The organism is Nguyenibacter vanlangensis (assembly GCF_013376155.1).
Classification (GTDB): Bacteria; Pseudomonadota; Alphaproteobacteria; order Acetobacterales; family Acetobacteraceae; genus Gluconacetobacter; species Gluconacetobacter vanlangensis.
On sequence record NZ_JABXXP010000390.1, the window covers coordinates 1 to 2,768 of the forward strand.

Consider the following 2,768-nt stretch of genomic DNA (forward strand, 5'->3'; position numbering starts at 1 on the left):
GGCGGGGGCGTGGGGGCGGTTCCGGCGGACGGGCCGCTGCTGGCCGACACGCGGCCGCAGATCGCCTCGCCGGAAAGCAGCTTCCAGATCCTGAGCATGATGGAGGACGTGATCCGGCAGGGCACCGGCAAGCCGGCCGGCGATGGGATCGACCGGCCGATCGCGGGCAAGACCGGCACCAGCCAGGATTTCAACGATGCCTGGTTCGCGGGGTTCTCGCCCGACATCGTCACCGTCGTCTGGGTCGGGTTCGACGCGCCGCAAAGCCTGGGCAAGAACGAGACCGGCGGCAACATCGCCGGCCCGATCTGGAACCAGGTGATGAAGGCGGTGCTGGCCGACCGGCCCAGGCTGGATTTCCCGGTGCCCCCGGGGGTGACGCTGGCGCGCTACGACACCGGCCGGGTGATGGCGGTGGACGCGTTCAAGCCCGACCAGATTCCGGGCGTCAGCGCCGATCTGTATGCGAACGTGACCGGCGCGCTGACGGCCGCCGACACGGGGGCCGAGAACATGCCGGATTCCGAAAGCGACATGGCGGCCTCGCCCACCGCCGGAGCCCAGGGCACCACGGCGCCGGATACGACGGTACCGGGCACGACGGTGCCGGGTACGGCGGTGCCGGCCGGACCGCCCAAGGTCCCGCCGCAACCGGCCGGCGGGGGTGACATCGGCATGGGCGGGCTGTATTGACGCGGCGCATCGCCCATATCCGCCCGGCCCATCCTCCATCCCCGGTGGGCCGCCTTTTTTTCTGACGGAGATCCCGTTCCATGTCTGCCGAGAGCGAATCCCTCAACGACCAGATCAAGCAGTCGGTGGCGCTGCTGAGGAGGCATCTTTGACTGGGATGTCGCCCTGGGCCGCCTGGCCGAACTGAACAACCGGGCGGAGGATCCGGATCTGTGGAACGATCCGGACGCCGCCCAGAAGCTGATGCGCGAGCGCACGCTGCTGGCCGGCCAGGTCGAAGGCGTGCAGCGGCTGGAAGCCGATGTCCGCGACGCGCTGGACCTGGTCGAGCTGGCCGAGATGGAAGGCGATGACGGCGTCCTGAAGGACGCGGTGCTGATGCTGCGCGCCCTGGCGGAGGAAGCCAAGCGGCGCGAGACCGAGAGCCTGCTGTCCGGCGAGGCCGACGGCAATGACTGCTATCTGGAAGTCAATGCCGGCGCCGGCGGGACCGAGGCCCAGGACTGGGCCGAGATGCTGCTGCGCATGTATACCCGCTGGGCCGAGCAGCATGGCTACAAGGTCACGCTGATGGAAAGCTCCGAAGGCGAGCAGGCAGGGCTGAAATCGGCGACGATCCAGGTCTCGGGGCCCAATGCCTATGGCTGGCTGAAGACCGAGGCCGGGGTGCATCGCCTGGTGCGGATCTCGCCCTTCGACGCGGCGGCGCGGCGTCAGACCTCGTTCGCGTCGGTCTGGGTCTATCCGGTGGTCGATGATTCGATCGAGATCGAGATCAACGAGTCCGACCTGAAGGTCGACACGTTCCGGGCCTCGGGCGCCGGCGGCCAGCACGTCAACAAGACGGAATCGGCCATCCGCATCACCCACGTCCCGACCGGCATCGTCGTCGCCTGCCAGACCGACCGGTCGCAGCACCGCAACCGCGCGACCGCGATGACGATGCTGAAGGCCCGGCTGTACGAGCAGGAACTGCAGCGGCGCGAGGCCGCCGCCGCCCAGACCGAGGCCGCGAAGACCGATATCGGCTGGGGCCACCAGATCCGCTCCTACGTCCTGGCGCCGTACCAGTTGGTCAAGGACCTGCGGACCAATGTCGAGCGCGGCAATCCCGATGCCGTGCTGGACGGCGACCTGGACGATTTCATGGCGGCCGCCCTGGCCGCCCGGGTCGGGGCCACGCGCTCCGAGGCCAGCGCGGCCGCCCAGTAGCCGGTTATTGCCTGGCCGGCAGGGTGCGGGGCGGGGACGGCCAAGGCCGTCCCCGCCTTTTTTATGCCTTTTTCACGCTTCCGTTTCCGCGCCGGCCATTTTGCATTTATTGCGCGACCGCACCTTGAACGGATCGATATCGATCCGAAACCGCCCCCTTCGTTTTTATTTGATCGCGGGTGATCGCGGGTTCGTGGCCTGCCGAACGGGCGGCGCAATCCGGCGGACCGTCCGGCGGCCGAAACAAGCGACGGCGCAAAAAATGGCAGATTCTTGGCTGCATTCTCAAAAAACGCGAGTTTTTAGCCGTTTGTGACATGTTGTTAATGTGGGCAAATTTTAGGCCAATGATGACAAATTGCTCGATTCAAATTCGATAAATATCTTGCTTGACATCAGGGGGTGCCAATAGCCCAATTCAAGGGCTTGGAGGCATTTCGGTGCCTCTCCAGCCAGGTCGTAACGCAGGGGACGATGGTCTCCGATGCGGCTTTCGTGTGTCCGAAATGTGTCGGCGGTCCGCGCCGCGGCACATGTTCCGGGTTCGTCCCGGGGCCGGTCCCGGTGCCGTTTCAGTGGTCCTGACTTGTTGTGGTGTCGAGTGCCGAAACCGGCGCGGAGAGTTTTGAGGAGGTTTCGACATGAACTACGCGGAACAACAACGCAGTCCGACGAAACATATCATCGGGATCACTGTCGTTGTTCTCCTGCACGTGGTTCTGATCTGGGCGTTGATGAACGGTCTTGGGCAGAAAATCGTCCAGGAGCTGCGTCCGCCTATCCAGACCAAGATTATCACCGAGCCCAAGCCGCCGCCGCCGCCGCCGCCGCCGCCCCCGCCGCCGGTGATGACGCAGCCGCCG

2 protein-coding genes and 1 pseudogene are annotated in these 2,768 nt (G+C 66.0%); all 3 read left to right on the forward strand.

Annotated elements, in window-relative coordinates:
• Positions 1-693: penicillin-binding transpeptidase domain-containing protein (locus tag HUK84_RS14325; RefSeq protein WP_281362821.1), on the forward strand; the 693-nt coding region annotated here is incomplete at its 5' end.
• A gap of 80 nt (positions 694-773) precedes the next feature.
• Positions 774-1,905 (forward strand): peptide chain release factor 2 gene (prfB, locus tag HUK84_RS14330; RefSeq protein WP_176640893.1). Its coding sequence is split into 2 segments (ribosomal slippage): positions 774-842 and positions 844-1,905, totalling 1,131 coding nucleotides; the frame shifts between segments, so codons are not numbered across the junction.
• Between the two features lie 641 nt (positions 1,906-2,546).
• A pseudogene (locus tag HUK84_RS14335) lies at positions 2,547-2,768 on the forward strand (energy transducer TonB); the annotation flags it as partial.